Raw genomic sequence first — 14,802 nt, 5'->3', positions numbered from 1 at the left:
TAAATAATGAGCATTAGATCCTGTTTTTGCTCTATCAGTCGTTTCATTGCACCGAGATTGAATTAAAATTATGCGCTTATGTAAACGTTCAGGGAAGACATTATGTATTCGGTAAAGCTTGGCGATGAATTGATTCGTCCATCAAAAGTACTCTGTATTGGGCGCAACTATTTAGAGCATATCCATGAGTTAGACAACGCCATTCCCGACGAAATGGTGGTGTTTAATAAACCCTCCACTTCCATAACATCTGTGTTGAACTCCTTTCACCACGAGCGTTTGCACTACGAAGCGGAGATCTGCTTTTTGATCAAAGATGGCAAGTATCAAGCGGTTGGCCTTGGTCTTGATCTCACCAAACGTGCGTTGCAAGGACAGCTCAAGGATAAGGGCTTACCGTGGGAGCGCGCGAAGGCGTTTGATGGTTCTGCGGTGTTCAGTCGCTTTATTCCTGTTGCGGGGCTGGAGATGGACTCGCTTGAGATAGAACTGTTTATCAACTGCGTTCGAGTACAAAAAGGCGACGTATCGCAAATGATCTATTCACCGAGAGTGATTCTCAATGAGCTTAAATCCTACACGACGCTGTGTGATGGCGATGTCGTGATGACAGGAACGCCCAAAGGAGTAGGAGAAGTCCATAGCGGAGATGTCTTTCTTGCCCGCTTGAAGTCGCGCGAATCCACTTTAATTGAGATTGAATGGGTCGCGCAGTAATCAATCGGACGTAGGGCTTTACATTCACCCAAGGTTAAGGTTTAACCTCTGATTGTAGTTAACAATCAGAGGTTTTTTATGGGCTGCTGTAACCAATCGCCACGCGGTGGAACGTCTCAATTGGGCTTGCTGGTTAAGGTGACGTTAATCATTGCCATCGCTCTGCTGCTTATCGCTGCTCTTTTTGGCTAGAGCAGTTTTAACGCTAAGAAAATCACCATGCTGACAATGGTCGTCAACAGAACGTTACCGGTTTTCCAAGCAATGATGGCAGCAATCACAGCACCGATTAAATAAGGGTTACTGTGTGAAAGCCAAAGTTCGTTTTCCGGCATAAATACGATGGGTGCCCAAATTGCGGTCAGCACGGCGGGGCTCGAGTAACTCAGTAGACGCTGCGCTTGTGGGTTTAGTCTGAGAGGCAGTTTCGGCTCCAAAAACAGGTAGCGGCTAACAAAAACCAGTAGCGTCATGGCCAAAATTGAGAGCATCACCATTACTTGCCTCCTTTAAGTGTTTCCGAGGCATACCCTGCGAGCATGCCACCAATGCTGGCGATCATGAGTCCTGACTCGACGTTTAAGTAGCTACATAAGACGGACAGCGTCAACGAAACCAATACGGCAATCAGAATAGGGGCGTTTTTAACGTTGGGGATGACGATGGCGATAAAGGTCGCAGCGACGGCAAACTCTAATCCTAACTCGTTCATCGCGGGGATATAACTGCCCGCCACAATGCCGACCAGTGTGGCAAGGTTCCAACATAAATAGAAACTCAATCCTGCCCCTAGCGCATACCATCGATTAAATTGCTTATCAGACTGTTGGCCACAAATTGCAAACAATTCATCGGTAAGCAAAAAGCCTAATGCCAATCGCCATTTTAATGGTAGCGGGCTCACTTTTGAGCGCATGGATACGCTGTAAAGTAGATGGCGAGAGGTGATAAAGAAGGTCGCCAATAGCATGGTCGCGAGGGATGCCCCTGCCTTTAGCATACCTGTGGCAACAAGTTGCGCTGAGCCTGCGAACAAAATGGCTGAAAGCGCTTGGCTTTCCCACACGGTAAGTCCCGCTTCAATGGCGAACGAACCCGCCAATAGGCCCCAAGGGATGACGGCAATGCTCAAGGGAACCATTGCAAGTGTGCCTTGCATAAACAGCTTGCCATTGCTGGCTTTATCAATTGAAGTCAAACTTATACTACTCATCATTATTGGCTATCGCCTCTGCTTGTTGGAGTGAGTCATCATTACGTCACAAACAGCGAGGATAAAATTGTACAAAATTGCGCTTATTTGCCGCTCACGTATTGCTTCGGGGTAACGCCTAGAGCGCGCTTAAAGTGTCGGTGAAGATGGCTTTGATCATGGAAACCACACTCTTGCGCGACATCGGAAATACGTACCCCTTGGCGCAGCAGTCGCTTCGCTACCCGCAGTCGAGATTGAATCTGATAGGCGTGCGGTGGCAAGCCGAACTCTTTTTGAAAGCTGCGCGCGAGATAGTAAGGGCTGAGCCCAGCCAGTTTAGAGAGATCTTCAAGGCTAACATCGGCTTGCGGAAAGTCATCGAGAAACTCTTTGACCAGCAGTAATTGACGTTGGCTTCGCGTCGTGGGCTCCCACATCGCGCGAGTTTTACTGTGTTTCGCGGCCAGTTTCACTAAGGTGCCGTAGACCAAGGTTTCGCGAAGTAGGCGATTGTCTGATTGTGCCAAGGTATCGAACACAAGCCTTAACTGCTGAGCAAGTTCAGGATCGTAGACGACAGGCTCAGGAAAGTAGGGGACTGACGACGCTGGATTGAGCCCGTCGGTCATTTGAGCAAACTGCTCTGGCAGAGGATACATCGCTTTGTATTCCCAGCCGCCCTCGGTGGCGGTTTGACCGTTGTGCACTTCATCAGCGTTGACCAAAATAATACTGTCTTGCGGCGCGATATGATTACCGCCAGTGCGATAGAAGCGCTGCGCCCCTTTTTCAATGACACCGATGGTATAGCCTTCGTGGCTGTGTCGAGAAAAGTTCTGGTTTGTGTACTTGGCGTCTAACAATTCAAGGCCCCCCAGTTCACTGGCGAGCTGAAAATGAGCCGACTCTTTTCCCTTTTGCGCTGTCATTCATCATCCCTATTGATTGTGATGCGGACAGTTTAGCCTATCGATATTTGGAACTTTTGTACAAAATTGCTTTTTGCTCACTAAGATTAATATAACTAAGTGAATTTCATTGTGCTGAAATTGAGTAAATAAGTTATATGTTTACTATGGATGAGGAGTTAATGTTGGTATAAAATTCCGCGCTTTGCTGTCTATGTAATACTAAAAAATGATCGATATTTCTGTGCTGCCGGTGTATCTCACGGCTGTTGTTGCACTTTTACTGCTTCCTGGTCCCGATATGCTGTTGATTGCGAGCTCAAGTATGAGCTATGGGCGCAAGGTGGGCGTGTTTGCCAGTTTGGGTAATGCGACCTCGGGCATTATTCTGACCTTGTTAGCGGCCTTGGGGGTATCAGCATTAATTGCGATGAGTCCTATTGCCCTTAAGGCGCTTCACCTTTTAGGTGGTGCCTACCTACTTAAAATGGGCTGGGATTGTTTGCGTGCAAGCGCCGCAGACGCACCAGAGCTAAATGGCGAACGTACGATGGCGACCACGTTTTATCAACGCGCCTTGGTGAGTAATTTGCTCAACCCGAAGGCTTTGGTGTTCTTTGTTATGTTCCTGCCTCAGTTTGTTTCGAGCAACATCTCAGCCACATCTGGGGAGCAGATGCTTGCGTTAGGACTGCTGCTTAACGTGCTTGGACTCGCGTTTAATTTGTTATTGGTCGCGTTAGTGGGAACCCTAGGTAAACCTCTATTAGAAAACGCAAAGTTTCGTACCTATCAACACAAATTTATGGGCGCAATCTTTGTTCTTCTCGCTATTTGGATGTTAAGCTCATTTGCGAGCTAACGATCAGTTATCCCTAACAAAAGGTCGGCAGTTGCCGGCCTTTTTGCTATCTAAAGGAAGGAATCTTATGCACGTGCATTTCATGTTCAACCCGCCGAAAAATATCAAAGAACGCATTTATGAAGGTTTGAAAGCGTTTAACCTAAAGCACTTTCCGGATGAGGACATTCAATCGCTGGCGTGCATTGCTGAAGATGAGAAAGGGCGTTTTCTCGGTGGCCTGACGGGGGAGATTTTCACCAATACCCTGTTTGTCGAGTTTTTATGGCTCGATGACCAGCACCGCTCTGTAGGAATGGGACGTAAATTAATGGAAACTCTAGAAGAGCAAGCGAAAGCACACGGCGTGACTCATCTTTATTTAGATACCTATACGTTTCAGGCGCCAGGCTTTTATGCCAAGTTAGGTTTTAAAGAAGTGGGGCGCTACACCGGTTTTCCGACCGCAGGGGTCGACAAGATTTTCCTTCAAAAGCAGATTGCTGTTGCATAGTTGAGAGCGTATAGAGCCAAGTCGATACCATTACAATCGCTTACACTGCAACCAATGTCGCTATGCTAATCTTCGGTGCCATCAAGGGAGGTGTCATGGGCACTTCCAGTAATTTTGTTTCCGATTGACTGGGTGTAGACCGGTTGAGCCAACAGAGGGTATCGCGATGAAAAAACTGGCACTGTTAGCGACTTTGGTTGTAGTGGGCTGTAATGCAAACAATTACGACAATATTTACACGTCCAAATGTGACATGTCGCTTGATGGCGATAAAGCGCTCACTTTTTACGTGAAAGGTAACGTTGCCACTCTTTCGGGCGTGGTATGTAGTGGTTCTCCTGATACTTTTGAAGATATGCTTGAGGGCTCACCTCAAGTGAATACACTCGTCTTTAAAAACATTAATGGTTCAGCAGACGATGAGGCAAACACCGAACTCGGTTATATGGTTCGTGATGCGGGTATGAACAGTGTCATTGGCAAAAACGGACACATCGCCTCTGGCGGAACGGACCTGTTTTTAGCAGGCTTAAAACGTACGGTTGAACCGGGCGCAAAAATTGGTGTTCACTCCTGGGCGTCAACAGATGGCATGGATGGGTCGACGCTACCACGTGATCATCAAGAACATCAACGTTACCTCAAGTATTACGAAACCTTGGGTATTGATACCGACTTCTATTGGTTTACGTTGGACGCAGCGAAGCCTCAAGATATGCATTACATGACCCGTGATGAGTTAGTGAAGTACGGTGTAGAAGCAAAATGAAGCGTGCACTATTAATGATACTGCCTTTGGCTGCTTGTACACAGACAACGGTTAGTGAACAAACGGTGGCGTTGTCATGCTCTGCTCCCTCGAGTATGGCGTTTAATATCAAAGGTCTAAAACCCGACAATGAGACGGAATGCTTTGTTGGTCAACTTGAGATCAAACCAAGCGATCCGATTGATGTCGTATTCTGTGCTAACCCGAGTAGCCAAGCGCATGACTTTATCGCCGATCTGCAAACACAGCCCAAGGTGCTTGATAGGTTGAAGTCGAGCATTGATGAGAACGCAGAAGTTTCGTTTACTGAAACACTCAACTATCTCAGCCATCAGAAATTTGCAGCCAAGTTCAAGGTGAAGTGTACGGACTGAGGTATTACCAAAGTCACGTAAGAGCAAAACCCGATAAACTCAGTTTATCGGGTTTTTAGTTTATAGCGCTTGCTCAGTTAGATGTGTGGCGAGTGTGTCACCGATGTACTCAGACTTAAACCAGCCATTTTGTTGCAGCATTGGAATCAGTGACTCAAAGAAGAGTCGCATCGACTCTTTTGACCCACCCGGAACTGCGATAAACCCGTCAGCAGCGCCTTGTTCCAAGCGTTGGACGATGTCGTCATACGCTTGCTGTACTGTACCAATAATCAACCAGTGAGAAGAGCCGATCACTTCGGGCCTTGCCAGTAGTTGGCGCAGCGTAGGCGATTCGCGCTGGATATAGGTAAGGAGTAAGTCTGTATGGGTTTGGCTATATGGGATAAATCCTTTTGCAAGTGAGTTAACTTCTACTACGTCATCAAGGTTGTGGTTGGAAAAATCGATTCCCAACGCTTTGTGCAAATGTGCAAAATGCTTGGCAGGGTCAATCGCTTTGTGCGTCTCAGTAAACAAGTCGTGCGCTTCTTGCTCTGACTTCGCCAAATAGAGAGCCACTCCCGGAAGTACTTTGAGCGCAGAGGGCGAACGCCCGATTTGCTGGCAACGCGAAGCAAGATCTTGTTTGAGCGCAATGCCTGATTCTATATCGGGCGTGGCTGCAAACATTACGTCGGCGACGTGCGCTGCAAAGTTTCTTCCCGCATCGGAAGCGCCCGCTTGGAAGAATGGCATTCGCCCAGATGGGTGGGTGGGAATGTTCAATGGTCCAAGGACATCAAAGAACTCGCCATGGTGGTGTATTTCTTCAATGTCGTCTACGTTAGCGAACTGCCCACTGGCTCTATCCGCTTTGATTGCTGTGTGCGGGTAGCTTTGCCACAGTCGGTTGACCACCTCAACAAACTCGTGCGCTTTGGCGTAGCGCTGCTGCGAAGAAGGCATGGTCTCTAAGCCGAAGTTTTCGTTCCCGCCTAGCGCGGTCACAATATTCCAACCTGCACGCCCTTTGGTTAACCAGTTCAATGATTGCAACTGACGCGCGGCAATGTAGGGTGGAGTAAAGGTGGTGGATACGGTAGAAACCAGACCGATACGATGGGTATGTGATGCCATGGCCGCGATCAGCGTTGTTGGATCGAAACCCGTAAATCCCGCTTCATGGGCGAGGGCTTCCTTAGCCAGAAACAAGGTGTCGGGCGCGAAAAGGAAATCGAGTTTGGCTTGTTCCGCTTGCTGCGCGAGCGTGACATAGTGTTCTAAATCGAATAAGTTCTCGACCTCACTCTCTTCTCTTCGCCACGCTGAGCGAGTCAACCAACTCATTGCGAGCGCCATGCCGATGACAATAGGTTTGCGGTCACACATAGCTTATCCCTCGTGTGGTGCGTCAATCAGTTGTTTGATTTCTTTAAGCATACGCTCTGTTGCGACCACGCCGCCCATTGCCAGATACCAAGCGTTCATATCAACGTATAGGATGTTGTCGTTTTTGTATGACAGGGTGGCTTCAATCAGAGGATTGCTGAACTCCTCTTTCGTGCGGCTAGAAAATTGGTTTCGTAGTTTATCCGCGTCAAGGATGATGAGATGTTCTGGGTTGACCTTATTGATGAACTCGAACGAAATGGCGTCTCCATGTCGTTTTGTTTTCAGTCCCGGTGCTGCTTGAGTGAAACCAAAATCCATGTATATCGATGAGCCAAAGCGAGAATCCTCGGAAAATGCCGTCACCACACCGCCGGCACTCATCACTGTGAGCGCGCTCGATGGGTGAGTTTGGGTGAATTGATGAATGGCTTTGAACTCCTTATCCAAACGCTGAATCGTCGTTTCTACACGGTCTGAAATTTCGAAAATAGCCGCTAGGTTACGCCATTGCTGCTGAGTGCTTTTCCAGTAACTGCCCGTATCTGAGGGAGAAATGACGATGGTCGGCGCGATCTTTGATAAATCTTTATAGCCTTTTGCAGCTCGAGGTCCAATGAATATGACGTCAGGCTTGAGTGTATAAATGCCTTCAAAGTCAGGTTCGAAAATTGTCCCTGCTGAGGCGTAAGGCGCTTGAGTGTACTTCTCGAGGTACTCAGGAAGATAGTCTTGAGAAGTGGCGATAGGGTTAATGCCAAAGGCCGTCAACATATCGAGAGCGCCCACACCAAGAACAACCACTCGTTGCGGGTTTTTCTCTAAGGTGGTTTCGCCAAGTGCGTGTGTGATCGTCACTGATGTTGCGTGTGCTGGCATCGCCCAGCTTAGTGTAAGAGTAAGAAGTGTGGTGAGAAATTTCATTACGACTACCATGTCAAAAAGCGAAGCCACTAGGGCTTCGCATTGAAGTTAGAAGAAGAGTTCAAGGTTTGCGCCAATTGTACGAGGAGCTTGTCTGATTGGCTGGTCAACTGCCGTATGGTGGCTAACTAACGTTCGTTTATCAGAGTCAAACAGGTTCGTGGCGTAAAGGCTGGCTCGACCATTTTCAAACAAGTAGGAGAGCTGCATATTAGCTGTCCAATACGGTTTGATCTCTTGGTCGTCACTGTTCTTCAAATCGGAGTAGTATTTGCCTGTGTACTGCGCGTTGCCTGAGATTTCCAAATTGTCGGTAATCGCATACAAGGCGCCCATGTTTGCGGTCAGTGCAGGAGCGCGAGGCAGCTCTTTGTTATCACCACCTGCGGCCTTGGTTTGCTTATAGCGAGTCTTTAGTAAACCTAGGTTGGTAAACAGCTCCAATTGGTAACTTGGCAACCAACGTGCGCCGAGCTCCGCACCGTAGGTGGAGGCTGAATCTAGGTTTTGAATTGCAACATAGCCGTCAGCAAGGTTTTGTTGAATCTGCATGTCTTCGTAGTCGTTGTAGAATACGTTAGACGTCAGCTCGACCTTACCTTCATTTAAGCCGTGGCGGGTGTAGAGCTCATAGTTCCAGACACTTTCCGTTTCAAAGGCGTAAGGTTTCATTGGTCCTTGACGTTCAGAGTGGAAACTGACGCCAGCACCGCCATTGTTATAACCTTTGGCAACGTTGAAACCATAGGTTTGGCTGGAATCCGGTCTAAAGGCGATATCAAACTTTGGCAAGAACACGGTTTCGGTTTCATCATAGTCCAGCTTGAGCATGTCAACTTCACGTTGCTTGTTCTCGCGCTCAAATCGACCTGCAAGTGTCACTTCGACTTCGGGAATAATCGCATAGGTTGCTTCCGCAAAAGCAGATTTGGTCTCGGATTTTCCGTCCATTGGGCTTTCTCCGCGCACATTGGTGAACAGATCATCTTGCTTTGAGCGATAGTAACGCGCACCAAATAGCGCGGTGAGTCGATTGTCTGCGGCGTGGTAACGCAGCAAAGGCTCGATGTGCATTTCTGTGCCTTCGGTGATGAAGTCAGCACGCCACCCCTCAGGATCAGTGATGCGCTCCGCTTTCGATTGACTGTAGACGACGCTGTTTTCAAACGTCCAAGCATCGGCGAACTGCCAGTCGATATCCCAAATGACATTGCGTGATCCTGTTTCATACACCGGACGTTTTGCCGGGAAAGAAGCGCCGATTTCATTTTCAGATTGTGGGGCATGGGTGTCGCTAGAATCAAAAGTCAGCATGGTTTTAAAATCGGCGATGGCACTTGGCTCTAACAGCAGTTTTGCTCGCGCGGTAGTGGTACGAAACTCGCGACTGTCTCCGGCAGGATTGTAGCTTTCTAGATCCAAGTGGCTATTGCGACTTTGATGATCAACGCTGAGGCGAAATGCCAGTTGGTCGCTGATTATCGGTGCATTGATCATTGCTGAGGTTTGCGTGTAGTCATGCTGACCGTACCCCGCGCGTGCTTTGACCTCAAAATCGTGGCTTGGATCCATGGTTTTGATCACAATCGCACCCGCAGAAGCATTCTGGCCTTGAATATAGCTTTGTGGGCCAAGGTGAACCTCGACTTGGTCTACATCCCAAAGCGATCGCGGGCCAAAGGCGATTTCAGAGTAAGTGAGTGAGCGACCGTCAATGGATAGATTCAATCGAGTTGATGTGCCAGCAAAGCTCGCCAATGCGCCCACTGAAGGGCCGGAGCCATCAATACCACGTACAGAAGGCATGCTGTTTCCGACACCAGAGTCGACAACGTTTGGCGCGAGCTTGATCAGGTCAGCGACTTCAGTGGCCCCTGGTGTCGATTCGATGGTCGACTCGTCGAATACTTTTACGCTGGAGGCGGTCTCATAAATGCTGCGCTCCGTTTTCTCACCGATCACCACGATGGTATCGAGTGTGGTGACTGAGTCGGAAGCTTGGTCATGTTGTCCGGTGTTCGCGCTTAGCCAAGGACTGACTAAGGCTGCAGCAATACAAGTGGCAAGTTTTGTGGTTTGGGGCTTAGATTGCAAAATGGCAGTTACATGGTTGCGTATGAAGGCCACACCCTATCTCCTTATAGATTAACGAACGGCAAAAAACGTGATGTTACGATGAGCACGTTGTTCACCGCTTAACTTCGACGGGGATTTAATCGTTGAATTAGAAAAGATGCAAATGAGAATTGTTATTATTTAATCTTAATCGCTTATGAAAAACAGGCACCATGACGGCTTAAGGAGAAAAGCGCCTTTGGTTTCGCGGGTTGGCAAGGGATTTACCGTTATATACAGGATGGCATGCATTTTTTGGTTTAAGAAATGTTAATAGAATCTTACAAACGAAGCGGGTGGATCTTGAGAACATCACTAGCGCTTATCGGTGTAACTCTATGATAATGGGGCCAATAAATGACCAGTGCCCTGAATCAAGCTATCCAATGACCTTGCTATGGATAGTGCCGAGCACGTGCAATAACTTGAGAAAAGTAATGAGAGACCGAATTCAATCAACCTACGCCTACCTGATGCTGTTTGCATTGACGATGTTAAGCGCTTTACTGAGCTTCTCAGTTCAGGCAAGCGTCGAAACTGGCTGGATGAGCAGCCCAGAACATCCCCCCGTGCGTACTCGGTTTGTGATCACAGGACAGGTCGATGAAACCAAACAACAGGTTGAAGGATTCCTTGACGTCGCGCTGAGTGATGGTTGGAAAACCTATTGGCGCAGCCCTGGTGAAGGAGGCATTGCCCCCAGTATTGACTGGCATGATTCAGAGAACTTAGGTAACGTTGATTGGCATTGGCCTTACCCTCAGCAATTTGATCTACTTGGCATCCATACCCTGGGTTACCAAGGGGACGCTGAGATTCCGATGACCTTGACGGTTCAGGATTGGTCGCAACCTGTAAACCTTAAGGCGACTCTACGGCTCTCTTCCTGCACCACTATTTGTGTATTGACCGACTATCCATTCGAGCTTTCCTTTCGCCCAGATCAGCTCACTTTGTCCGAAGACGCGGTGTATCAGTACGCGCAAGCCATCAGTAGGGTACCTAAAGCCTCTCCATTGATTCAAAGCACTCAAGCCATTTGGGACCGAGATCAGCAGCGATTGGAAGTTCGAGTTGCAAAGTCGTTAGGTTGGCATCTGCCTGAGATGGTCGTAGATGGGGCGACTGAGTCATCTCAAGAGTACGGATTTAAACCTCTTGGTTTGGTTGTCGAGCAGAATACGGCGGTTGCAACCTTTGCGGTAAAAAGCTGGTTGGGGGAGGTACATCTTGATGGTCGCGAGTTACATATCTCCATTAAAGACGAGCATTTTTTAGCCGAGCAGTCGGTCATCGCCAGGAGCGGGCGGGTTGAACAAAGTGCCTCAGTCGTTGCGATGCTCGGCTTTGCGTTTTTAGGTGGCTTGATATTCAATATCATGCCTTGCGTGTTACCAGTGCTTGGTATGAAGTTGAGTAGCGTATTGTCCACTCAAGGTTTGCAGCGTCGCGAGGTAAGGCGCCAATTCTTAGCTTCTTCTGCGGGGATCTTGGTTTCATTTTGGCTATTGGCTGCGATGTTAGTGGGGTTGAAACTGACAGGCAGTGTGGTCGGGTGGGGCATTCAATTTCAGAGTCCATGGTTTATCGGCTTGATGGCATTGGTGACTATGCTGTTTGGTAGCAATATGTTGGGCTTATTTGAGATTCGTCTTTCCGCCAATACCAGCACTTGGCTTGCGACCAGAGGAGGCGGTCGTTACTGGGGGCACTTTAGCCAAGGTGCGTTTGCAACCTTACTGGCAACCCCGTGCTCTGCGCCTTTTTTGGGGACAGCCGTGGCTTTCGCCTTAGCAGCCAGCAACGTGGAACTATTGGTGATATTTACCGCGTTGGCGGCGGGTATGGCGATGCCTTGGCTTTTGGTCGCAATGTGGCCAAACCTCGCTCGAGCGCTGCCAAAGCCGGGCCGCTGGATGAATAAAGTCAGAACGCTGTTTGGGCTTATGCTACTGGCGACGAGTTGTTGGTTACTCTACTTACTTGCCAACCATTTACCCATATTCTGGATTATCTTATTGGCAGTGACTGCCATCGTGGTGTTGCTCGCACGCATCAAACGCGTATATGGAGACAAAGCCATGGCGTTCTCCGGCGGTATTTTGCTGTTTTCACTTGCGGGCTCGCTGCTGGTTGCCAGTGTGACGACGGAGCATTGGGCTACACCATTACCGCAAGACCCAAACTGGAAGCCGCTTTCTAATCGCCTGATTGAACAGTCGGTTGCACAGGGTAAAACCGTGTTCGTCAACGTTACTGCAGATTGGTGTATTACCTGTCAAGCCAACAAAATTGGTGTCATCTTGCAAGATCCTGTCTACTCAACGCTGCTGGCGGACAATATGGTCGCCATTCAAGGCGATTGGACTCATCCAGACAGTGCAGTGACGGACTATTTACGCGCCAATGGTCGCTACGGAGTGCCATTTAATATCGTTTATGGCCCTTACGCTCCCGATGGTATTCCACTGCCTGTTATCTTGACCGAGCAAGTGGTCATGGATGCGATGAACATGGCAAGCAAAGGAGTACAGTAATGAAAAAACGCCTAATGGGTTGGAGTAAAGACCTCGCTATCTATGGAGCGCTGGCTATTGTGATTGCTGTTTCTGTTGATTGGTATCGCACCAAAGATTTGCCAAGAGACAATGCCCCGAACATTACCGGAGAGCTGATCAGTGGAGAATACTTTGATGTGGTTGCCCAAAGTCATCAGCAGCCTGTTGTGGTCTATTTTTGGGCGACATGGTGTGGCGCTTGTCGATTTGTCACACCGACGATTGATTGGCTTAGTGAGTACTATCCGGTTGTGGCTGTGTCTGGAGCCTCAGGTGCTGATGGGCGTGTTCAACGCTACATGGCTCACAGAGAATATCAATTTGATAATCTTAATGATCCAAAAAGTGACATTTTCCGCAGTTGGGGAATATCGGTAACGCCCACTATCGCAATCGTCAAAAATGGGCAAGTGGTATCAATGACCACAGGCATTACGACGCCGCCCGGTTTGTTGGCGAGAGTGATGTTTCACCAATAGTAAAAAGCCTCCCGAGATGGGAGGCTTGGTTTATTTAGAGCGTGTGTTGGTGCTCGGCGATAAGCATGTCCATCGCAAGGTCTGCTTTTTCGTAGGCTTGCTCAAAAGACTCTTGGCTCGAGAACTCTTCCACCACTTCGTAGTAACACTTGAGTTTTGGCTCGGTTCCTGAAGGTCGAACAATCACTCGAGCACCGCCAGAAAGATGGTAGATAAGCACGTCACTGGCAGGTAAATCGATGCTCTCAACCGTGCCGCTCACGTGAGTGCGGGTTAGTGTTTTAAGATCTTCTAATACTTCGACCTGTCGACCGGCAATTTGAGTCGGTTGATTGGCGCGCAGTTTGTCGCCCACTGGTGGCGCTTTCGGATCCAAAGCGGTGCTGTGCTGGGCATTGATGACCATACCGTGTTGACGATAAATCGACTCTAGCTGATCCCAAATCGTTTTGCCTTGCGCTTTTAGTTCCGCTGTCAGTTGAGCAAACGCCACTAAAGCAGAAAGACCATCTTTATCCCAGACCTTGTTACCCACGGTATAGCCCAATGCTTCCTCATAGGCGAACAAGAACTGCTTGTCTTGTGTTTGCTTTTGCATCGCGATATTGGTCAGCCATTTAAAGCCAGTTAACGTTTGATAGTATTCGGCGCCAAAAGAGTGAGCGATCTTTTGCAAAAGTGTTGATGAAACAATCGTGTTGCCCACCAGTTGCCCGCTTGCCTCTGTTTTAGACAGCAAGTAGTGGCCGAACAGTGAACCGACTTGATCGCCTGTCAGCATTTGATACTCGCCATTTGGCTTTTTCACCGAGACAGCAAAGCGGTCCGCATCAGGGTCGTTGGCGCAGGCAATATCGGCATCGTTGGCTTTTGCCAGCGCGACAACCATGTCCATTGCACCGGCTTCTTCTGGGTTAGGGAAGTTGACCGTTGGGAAAGAACCGTCTGGTTCACGTTGCTCTTTTACACTGTAAACCTTGGTGAAGCCTGCATCAGCGAGCAATGTTTCTGCCATCTCAGCACCGACGCCATGCATCGCAGTATAAGCGATGCCGACCGCTTCAGGGGCATTGTGGTTAGACAGCAGTGCATTGCTGTTCATGGTCTGGCGATAGGTTTGGTAGTAATCCTCTTTGAGCCAAACGAGCCGTTGATGCGCTTGTGCATCGTCAAGACACATTAGAGGCACGGGTTTTGTTGCGGCAATATCAATCTCTTTTGCGATACCAGAATCGTGAGGCGGAATAATCTGCGCGCCATTTTCCCAGTATACCTTAAAACCGTTGTACTCAGGTGGGTTGTGACTGGCCGTTACCACCACGGCCGCTGCCGCGTTAAAGTGACGAACGCCGAACGCAACGATAGGGGTGGCGGCAACATCGTGAGTCAAGTAAACCTTGATACCTAGCGAGGTCAAAACGGCAGCGGTATCATGAGAAAACTGTTTTGAGTCAGGGCGACCGTCGTAACCGATCACAACGCCGCGCTCTTTTGCATTCTCAACTTGTTCAATCAAGTAATGACCAAGTCCGGTTGCAGTTTCTTGAATGACTAAGCGGTTCATCCGATTAGGCCCACACCCGACTTTGCCGCGTAGACCTGCCGTTCCGAACTCTAAACGTTGGCTGAAGCGATCATCAAGCTCATCAAACTGCTTTTCATCAATCAGGTGTTGAAGCTCTTCTCGGGTACGAGGATCAGGATCTTTTTCTAACCAATGCGTGACTTGTTCCATCATAGTTTCTTTACCTTTCTTAATCGTTATCCCAAGTGTATGACATTTGGGAGATTATGAGTGATAACGATTATCATTTGTGATAGCGCAATCGCTAAACTGCACAGAAGTCCTATTAAAAGGGATTAGCACTTTCTTGCACAATCGAAAAACGCCAACTAGCTTTTATTAACATAAATATAACAAATTACGTCAATTTTGCTGTTTAAACGGAATTTTCAAAGCCCGCAGGCTCAGTTGGACTTTTTTGCTACGGAGCCTCAAAGCAGCCATCTAACGGGTGGTTAAGGCAGAGGAGAGGT

14 protein-coding genes are annotated in these 14,802 nt (G+C 48.4%); 7 read left to right on the top strand and 7 right to left on the bottom strand.

The window, feature by feature from the left end:
• Positions 1-102 precede the first annotated feature (102 nt).
• A complete protein-coding gene (locus RJ47_RS02860; RefSeq protein WP_039481201.1) occupies positions 103-717 on the top strand; it encodes a fumarylacetoacetate hydrolase family protein in 615 nt (204 codons plus the stop codon).
• A 188-nt stretch (positions 718-905) separates the two neighbouring features.
• Here the strand turns inward: RJ47_RS02860 and RJ47_RS02855 are convergent, their stop codons facing one another.
• The 3 genes from RJ47_RS02855 to RJ47_RS02845 all read right to left on the bottom strand — a co-directional run bounded on the left by RJ47_RS02855 (position 906) and on the right by RJ47_RS02845 (position 2,841).
• Complete coding sequence (locus RJ47_RS02855; RefSeq protein ID WP_005469949.1) at positions 906-1,214, bottom strand: AzlD domain-containing protein; 309 nt, start codon at positions 1,212-1,214, stop codon at positions 906-908.
• The gene (locus RJ47_RS02850; protein ID WP_039481669.1) at positions 1,214-1,930 is read right to left on the bottom strand and encodes an AzlC family ABC transporter permease; all 717 of its coding nucleotides are present in this window, start codon (positions 1,928-1,930) and stop codon (positions 1,214-1,216) included. The genes RJ47_RS02855 and RJ47_RS02850 overlap by 1 nt, the downstream gene beginning before the upstream one ends.
• A gap of 83 nt (positions 1,931-2,013) precedes the next feature.
• Positions 2,014-2,841: an AraC family transcriptional regulator gene (locus tag RJ47_RS02845; protein ID WP_005470079.1), complete on the bottom strand. Its 828-nt coding sequence runs from the start codon at positions 2,839-2,841 to the stop codon at positions 2,014-2,016.
• A 208-nt stretch (positions 2,842-3,049) separates the two neighbouring features.
• On the opposite strand from RJ47_RS02845, the gene RJ47_RS02840 reads away from it, so the two are divergent.
• The 4 genes from RJ47_RS02840 (at position 3,050) to RJ47_RS02825 (ending at position 5,318) form a co-directional block, all read left to right on the top strand.
• Positions 3,050-3,682: a LysE family translocator gene (locus tag RJ47_RS02840; RefSeq protein WP_005470191.1), complete on the top strand. Its 633-nt coding sequence runs from the start codon at positions 3,050-3,052 to the stop codon at positions 3,680-3,682.
• 67 nt (positions 3,683-3,749) lie between these two features.
• Positions 3,750-4,175, top strand: a complete 426-nt coding sequence (locus RJ47_RS02835) for a GNAT family N-acetyltransferase (protein WP_039481196.1) — start codon at positions 3,750-3,752, stop codon at positions 4,173-4,175.
• A 166-nt stretch (positions 4,176-4,341) separates the two neighbouring features.
• Positions 4,342-4,944 (top strand): alpha/beta hydrolase, encoded by a 603-nt coding sequence (locus RJ47_RS02830; protein ID WP_039481194.1) that lies wholly within the window; start codon positions 4,342-4,344, stop codon positions 4,942-4,944.
• Positions 4,941-5,318, top strand: coding sequence for a hypothetical protein (locus tag RJ47_RS02825; protein ID WP_038188398.1), 378 nt, complete (start codon positions 4,941-4,943; stop codon positions 5,316-5,318). Before RJ47_RS02830 ends, RJ47_RS02825 begins: the two co-directional genes overlap by 4 nt.
• Positions 5,319-5,378: 60 nt before the next feature.
• On the opposite strand, the gene RJ47_RS02820 is transcribed toward RJ47_RS02825, so the two are convergent.
• From RJ47_RS02820 to RJ47_RS02810, 3 genes are read right to left on the bottom strand one after another with little or no spacing between them, the layout of a single operon-like run.
• Positions 5,379-6,689, bottom strand: a complete 1,311-nt coding sequence (locus RJ47_RS02820; protein ID WP_039481191.1) for an NtaA/DmoA family FMN-dependent monooxygenase — start codon at positions 6,687-6,689, stop codon at positions 5,379-5,381.
• A gap of 3 nt (positions 6,690-6,692) precedes the next feature.
• Complete coding sequence (locus tag RJ47_RS02815) at positions 6,693-7,613, bottom strand: siderophore ABC transporter substrate-binding protein (RefSeq protein WP_039481188.1); 921 nt, start codon at positions 7,611-7,613, stop codon at positions 6,693-6,695.
• 48 nt (positions 7,614-7,661) lie between these two features.
• Positions 7,662-9,740 (bottom strand): TonB-dependent receptor, encoded by a 2,079-nt coding sequence (locus RJ47_RS02810; RefSeq protein ID WP_231565928.1) that lies wholly within the window; start codon positions 9,738-9,740, stop codon positions 7,662-7,664.
• Positions 9,741-10,165: 425 nt separating this feature from the next.
• Between RJ47_RS02810 and RJ47_RS02805 the strand changes: the two genes are divergently transcribed.
• Entirely contained in the window at positions 10,166-12,265 is a 2,100-nt protein-coding gene (locus tag RJ47_RS02805) for a protein-disulfide reductase DsbD family protein (RefSeq protein ID WP_039481185.1), read from the top strand.
• Entirely contained in the window at positions 12,265-12,765 is a 501-nt protein-coding gene (locus RJ47_RS02800; RefSeq protein ID WP_039481181.1) for a protein disulfide oxidoreductase, read from the top strand. Before RJ47_RS02805 ends, RJ47_RS02800 begins: the two co-directional genes overlap by 1 nt.
• Positions 12,766-12,799: 34 nt before the next feature.
• Here the strand turns inward: RJ47_RS02800 and RJ47_RS02795 are convergent, their stop codons facing one another.
• Positions 12,800-14,503, bottom strand: a complete 1,704-nt coding sequence (locus RJ47_RS02795; protein ID WP_039481179.1) for a phospho-sugar mutase — start codon at positions 14,501-14,503, stop codon at positions 12,800-12,802.
• Between the last annotated feature and the right edge of the window lie 299 nt (positions 14,504-14,802).

Origin of the sequence: Vibrio sinaloensis (assembly GCF_000808535.1) — a bacterium.
Lineage (GTDB): Bacteria > Pseudomonadota > Gammaproteobacteria > Enterobacterales > Vibrionaceae > Vibrio > Vibrio sinaloensis_D.
This window is presented reverse-complemented; position numbering and strand designations above follow the sequence as displayed.